6 protein-coding genes are annotated in these 6,515 nt (G+C 29.7%); all 6 read right to left on the bottom strand.

What is annotated here, in order from left to right; all coding sequences use genetic code 11:
* Positions 1 to 55 precede the first annotated feature (55 nt).
* The 6 genes from BP997_RS08175 to BP997_RS08150 all read right to left on the bottom strand — a co-directional run bounded on the left by BP997_RS08175 (position 56) and on the right by BP997_RS08150 (position 6,366).
* The gene (locus BP997_RS08175; RefSeq protein WP_413823692.1) at positions 56 to 1,042 is read right to left on the bottom strand and encodes a hypothetical protein; all 987 of its coding nucleotides are present in this window, start codon (positions 1,040 to 1,042) and stop codon (positions 56 to 58) included.
* 210 nt (positions 1,043 to 1,252) lie between these two features.
* Positions 1,253 to 2,659: an MATE family efflux transporter gene (locus BP997_RS08170; protein ID WP_413823694.1), complete on the bottom strand. Its 1,407-nt coding sequence runs from the start codon at positions 2,657 to 2,659 to the stop codon at positions 1,253 to 1,255.
* Complete coding sequence (locus BP997_RS08165; RefSeq protein WP_409198965.1) at positions 2,652 to 3,137, bottom strand: MarR family winged helix-turn-helix transcriptional regulator; 486 nt, start codon at positions 3,135 to 3,137, stop codon at positions 2,652 to 2,654. The genes BP997_RS08170 and BP997_RS08165 overlap by 8 nt, the downstream gene beginning before the upstream one ends.
* Positions 3,138 to 3,414: 277 nt before the next feature.
* Positions 3,415 to 4,011, bottom strand: a complete 597-nt coding sequence (locus BP997_RS08160; RefSeq protein ID WP_413829090.1) for a hypothetical protein — start codon at positions 4,009 to 4,011, stop codon at positions 3,415 to 3,417.
* A gap of 16 nt (positions 4,012 to 4,027) precedes the next feature.
* Complete coding sequence (locus BP997_RS08155) at positions 4,028 to 5,905, bottom strand: glycosyltransferase (RefSeq protein ID WP_413829088.1); 1,878 nt, start codon at positions 5,903 to 5,905, stop codon at positions 4,028 to 4,030.
* Positions 5,884 to 6,366, bottom strand: coding sequence for a response regulator (locus tag BP997_RS08150; protein WP_413829086.1), 483 nt, complete (start codon positions 6,364 to 6,366; stop codon positions 5,884 to 5,886). Before BP997_RS08150 ends, BP997_RS08155 begins: the two co-directional genes overlap by 22 nt.
* Positions 6,367 to 6,515: the final 149 nt, after the last annotated feature.

The following is a 6,515-nucleotide window of genomic DNA, read 5'->3' as shown; positions in this document are numbered from 1 at the left end:
TAGGGTTTCTACAGAGCCAAAAAAATAAAAATAGAATAAAAATTTTAAAATTATTCTATTGATAATATTCTGAATCTTCCATAGGTTCTCCTTCTAATCCTTCCCCACTATAGTCAGAATAAGGATCTTCTACCATTTCACTGTCATCTACAGAATTAGTAGTAGTATCTGTACTTTGAGTACTAGGACTTGAGGAACCTTGAGTTAATAGTATTGAATCAAGGAAGCTTTGACTGTGATGTTGAGAATTACCACCAGTAATTTCTATAATATAATGCATACCATTTAAATAAAAACTAGATGAAACATCTCCACCAGTAGTAGTACTTGAATCTACAGTTTCAGGTATAGCAGTAATAGTTATAGTAAAACTATCTCCTTGTCCAGTTACACTGTAAGTTTCACTATACCCACCATCGCTTGATGGAGTATTGGAACTTTCTTGGAATTCATAACCAGTTAAATTTAATTCTACATCTCCAGAACTTAAAATATTTGGTTCGCTACTAGTAGTATTATTTGCTACAGTATTATTAGTAGTAGTACTAGAAGCATTAGTATTAGAACCACTATTAGTAGAAGCAGTATTTTCACTAACTAAAGAATCAGCAAAACTTGTAGTATTATGGCCTTTATTAGCTCCACTTGTTTGGATAAAATAATGTTTACCATTTAATTCTTTACTGGTTGTTACGAAATTAGGAGACTTAATAAAAGTTTCATTAATCTGTTTTAAAGTATTTTCATCAACAGTACCTGGAACAATATTAATTGTTAAAGTGAAAGTATCTCCTTGACCAGTTACAGTATAAGTTTCTATTAAACATAAAATACCCATTATAGTTTCTGATTTGTTAGATACTAATTTGTAATCATAACCTTGAGTATTTAGTTTCAAATCACCAGAAGAATCAGTTTGATCTTCTTGAGCAAATGGATTTGAATATACATTGGAACCTGTAACGAAAAATATTGTTGTAGATATAATTAAAACACTTACGATAATTGCTACACATAAAATTAATAATTTATTATTTTCCATTCTTAATTCACCCCCTTTTTAAATAAATAATACATATATTTCTAAAATTATACAGTTATAAAGTTTACTATAAAATCCTGTTGATTTTAATCAAATAAATATAAAAATATTAAAAAAATAGTATTAAAATGTAAAAATAAGTCATTGAATTAATGGTTTAATATAAAAAATAGTGGAAAAGGGAATAAGTTTTCCCTTTAAATTGTTAATTTATTCTGTTAGTGGTTCTGCATCTTGTGGAGGGTAAACTTTTTTAAGCTTTTTAATATAAAGTTCAGCCCAAATATAACTTATTACAGCACCTAAACATACTCCGCATACTACACCGTAATAAATTCCTATTTCTCCCATTCCCATTACTACACCGAAAATGTAGGAGAATAATACTTCCATAAGTAAAGCTCTTATTGTGGTTAAAACTAAAGAGGTGAAACCTTTTCCCACACCTTGGAAGACCATTGCAGACATCATACCGAAGTTTACTCCAACTATGAATACACATAGTATACGTAACATTACTATTATTTTAGCTGATAGTCCTGCACTTGCACTGGAGTAGGAGAATATTAAACTTACTTGTGGGGCGAATACATATAAAAGAATTATCATTATTATACTTATTAAGGTTCCAATTTTTAAAGTATATCTGAATGCATCTTCTAATTTTTCTGAATCATGCCCTCCATATGCTGCACCTGCAACTGTTAGTAGTGCTGTTCCTAATCCCATTAATGGTATCATTGCCATTTGTACAAGTCTCATACCTGCTGTATATGTTGCAACCGCTACTGTTCCAGCTACTATTACTAATAAGTAATTTTCTATAATTCCAAGTATGCTGAATATTAAGTTTTCTGCTGTTGAAGGTACTGCTACAATTAGTATATCTTTTAGTATTGAAGTTTCATAATGGAAGTGACTTTTACCTAAGTCTAGGTATGTGTCTCTTTTTATCCAAATCCAGTATATTAAGATTGCACAACTTAAGAATGAGGATATTACAGTTGCTATTGCTGCTCCTGCTACACCTAAATGGAATATATAAATGAATATTGGATCTAATACTATGTTTAATATTGCTGTTGCTGCCATTACATACATTGCACGGTTAACATCTCCTTCTGAACGAAGTAATGATGTTGCTACACTACTGAATATGAATACTACGAGGAAAATGAATACTATGTAACCGTATTGTAATGCTTGTTGTGTTGCTGATCCTGCACCCATAATTTGTAATATAAATGGTAATAAGATGCATAATATTATTGAGAATAGTATACTTACTATAACTGTTATTAAAATACTATGTAAACCTGCATTATCTGCTTTTTCCTTATCACGAGCACCAATACAACGTGCAATTAAACTGTTTGCACCGGCACCGATCCCATTTCCTAACCCTACCACTATCATAAATAATGGTGTGATAAATCCTATTGCTGCTAATGGTTCAGATCCTAAACCTGCTACCCATATACTATCTGCTAGGTTGTATGCCATTATAAGGAACATACTAACCATCATTGGCCATGCTAATTTACGAATAGCCACATGTGAATCACCTAATAATAAATCAATATTACTGTTTTTTCCTTTTTCTACTTCTTCACTCACCTTTTTTTGCCTCCCACTTATCATCGTCTATATGTTCTTGATTAAATTTTCTTGATTCTTGAATAAATTTTAATAATAAATCATGAAGTTCATCTAAACTTATTGGCATATTATTAATTATTCCTTCTTCTCTTTCTTTAACTGATTCTTGAATCTGAATAACTATATCTCGTCCTTTATCTGTTAATGAAATTTTATTTCTTCTACGATTTTCCTCATCTTGCATACGTGAAATATATCCTTCATCCTCTAATTTTTGGAGTGTTCTTGCAACTGCTCCTTTATCTAAGACTAAAGGTTGGCTTAGTTCATCTTGACATATATTATCATTTTTTAATAAATTCATTAATATTGAAACTTGTGAATGTGTAATATTTGTATCTCTTAAAATGTGTTTTGCATAAATGTCTTGATGTCTGGTTATTATTTTAAAAAGTACGCTTATTGGAATTTCATTATAATCTATATCTTTTTTCAAGTTTTCTGTCCCTCATTTTGTAAATTTTTTTTTAGAACATATTATATTATATGTTATTGATACTATATAAAAGAGTTGATAAAGTCAATAATTGAAAAATACAATAATTGAATTAATCAACATCAAATAAAAACAAAAACAAACCATAAAAAAATGAACAAAACACCAACAAATAATAGAAAAAATTAAAAAAGTAAGAAAAACTAAAACAAAAACCCAAAAACTGAAAAGAAAAAAAAGAAAACAATCACAAAAAAATTAAAAAAGAATGAAAAAATCACACCAAATTCTTAAACTCAGAAATCCAAAAATTATAATGCTTATTATTCATATTCGCAATCATATCCTCAACACGATCATCTAATTCCTTAGTAAAACTCTTATTCTCATAATCATGACTAGTCATATAATGACCATCAATCATATAATTACAATCCTCCTTATGGAAAATATAAACCACACCAATATGATCATAAACATAATCAGTATCCCTAGAAGGATTAGAATAATACAATCTAGAAACATTATAATTCCCTAAATGTATCTCCTCATTTTTAATTACTTCAAAATTTCCCCCTTCCATACTACTAAGCTTACTCAAAGTCTGAGGCCCAGTATAATTTTCACACCAATCCTCAAAAATATCAAAAATTATATAACCATTAGTAATACTATAAGGAGACTTAGCCTTACTAGACATGTTTAACTCTTTACTAGTATTCCAAGCATCCGGCACAACAAAACCAGAATGTTCCAATTGCACTGTCTTATCAGTATGAAAACTTAAAAAATTATTAATCGCACCCATATTAGTTAAAAACAACAATAAGACAACAATAACAATTACAACACCAAATTTCTCTCTATGCTTCAATTTCTAAACCCTCCAATCATTTTTCAACTTCAATTTTCCCAACATCAATATTCTCTTCAATACACTCAGCATCAGAATCCTCTTCATCACCAGTATGAACTGTTTTAGCCCAAGTACGCTCTTTACGAGTTAACATTTGCCAAAAAGTCATAAAGAACAATGGAATTAAATGGAAACAGTATACCCAATAACCAACAACATCAAGTAAAGTTCTAGGTAAACTTACACGATCACGAGATAAAGTAATAAAAGCACCAGGGAAAAATCCAAAAGCACTTATAACCCCAACAATCAAAGGCGCATCCATACGAATAAATACAGAATGACCAAATCCTAACCAAGCCACAATATTAACAATAAACACAATAAAACCAAAGAATACTAACATATTCAAACCATAGAAAGCCACATGCTCTAATACTCCAAACATTCTAAAAACAGGCATTGGTGAGTTAATAATTTTTGAGGAATAAATAAATAAAGTTTCAAAATTCCCAATAGCCCACCGAGAACGTTGACGGAACAATTGTCTCCATGTAGGCACAGCTTCTTGATACACCCAAGTATCACCACAATACCGGATTGCATAACCATTAATCATTAATTTCACACTTAAATTTAAATCTTCAGTGATTGCGAAACCATCCCAACCTTCACTATTTACTATAGCCTCTTTTTTAACTAACTGCCCATTTCCACCAAGAAAACCAGCTTTACCAAGTATATCTTTTGCACGAACAATATTACCAAATCCAGCAAGTTCCACATGTTGCATACGAGTTAAAAAATTCTCATCCTTATTATACATTTTTATACGAGACTGTACACCTTGTACATTATCATCATTCAAGTAAGGGATAATAATATTTAAAAAATCAGGTTCCACTCTTGCATCTGCATCAAAAACAGCAATAATACTTCCTTTACTAATTTCTAAACCATCATTTAAAACAAAACCTTTACCTTTACCAGATCTTGGAGGAACCCTAGTTACAACATTTAAACAATCATGTTCTTCTTTTAACTGATTTAAAACTTCACCAGTATTATCTTCAGAACCATCATTTATAACAATTAATTCATAATTCTTTTCCCCATTTAAAGTATAATCTATATTAGCTAAACTATCCACACATTCCCGTATTGTGAATTCTTCATTATGTGCAGGTACAAGTAAAGTTACAAATGGATTTACATCCCATTCCTTAACTGGATCTTGTTTAAACATACTTGCAACTGCAAGGAAAACCATTATAGCTGAAGGAATGAAAAGCACCCATTCTAACCAGGTAACATTCCTACTTAATAAACCTGCAATAATTAATATAAGTGATCCTCCAAAGATTACAAGAACATTAATCTTTTCTATTTTCATTTCAACATTCTTTTCTTTAACCTTATCTTCAACCTTATAAATCTGCCCCATATTGTTTAATGATTTATTAATTGCTAAAGCAATAGTGTATTCTAAGTCTCGTTTATTAAAAGGTTTAGTAACATAAGCATAAGGTGCAGTTTCTATAGCTTCATTAGAAGTTGCATCATCAGTTTGAGCAGTAAGATATACAATTGGTATACTTAATAAGTTTATTTCCTCTGCAATACTTATACCACTTTTTTCCCCTTTTAAATTAATATCTAACAAAACTAAATATGGAGGGTTTTCTTTTGCAGATTTTATTGCATCTTCAGCATTATCAACAATATCTGTTATATGGTACCCTGATTTTTCTAAATTTCCCTTTAAATCAAGAGCAGTTATTGCTTCATCTTCAACTATTAAAATAGAATAAATATTATCTGGTTTATTTTGAATTAACTTCACAGGATCATCAACTGCTTTTAAAACATTTTCATCCCTATCTTTAAATTTCAAACCTTCATGATATTCCATTTCAGTTTTAAATCTATTTGTGAATCAACCCCATCATTTGATTCCTCATTTTTAACGATTCCACGTGCTAAGTCTGCTTTTTTAACTTCTATTTTACTACGTTTAATAGCAATCTTAATAACTCTCTCTAAATTCTTAACATTGAAAGGTTTAGTGATAAAACCATAAGGTGGTTTAATATTTACCTCCTTAAAATTTTCATCATTAATATTTGCAGTTATGAAAACTACAGGTATATCTAAAGCTAATATTTTTTGACTAGCATGAATACCATCTACTTCCCCTTTTAAACCTATATCCATTAATACAAGATCTGGCCTTTGATGTACTGCAGTGTAAATTGCATCGTCCCCATTATCAACAATGCTTATTACCTCATAACCTAAATTTTCTAATTTATATTTTAAATCAGTTGCAGATAAAGTTTCCTCTTCAACGATTAATATTTTCTCTAAATTCATGTTTTACATCCTTCTTTAAATACTATACCTATTTTTATTTTTTAACCTATAAATAGTTTTTAATAGATAATATAAGGGCTCTGTCAAAAACTTGTGTGCTAAATTTGGTTTTTATTTTTTATGTTGCAGAATTCTAGTTTTAGTTTGAA

This window comes from Methanobrevibacter sp. UBA412 (assembly GCA_002495685.1).
In the GTDB taxonomy this organism is placed as follows: Archaea; Methanobacteriota; Methanobacteria; order Methanobacteriales; family Methanobacteriaceae; genus Methanobrevibacter_A; species Methanobrevibacter_A acididurans.
This window is presented reverse-complemented; position numbering and strand designations above follow the sequence as displayed.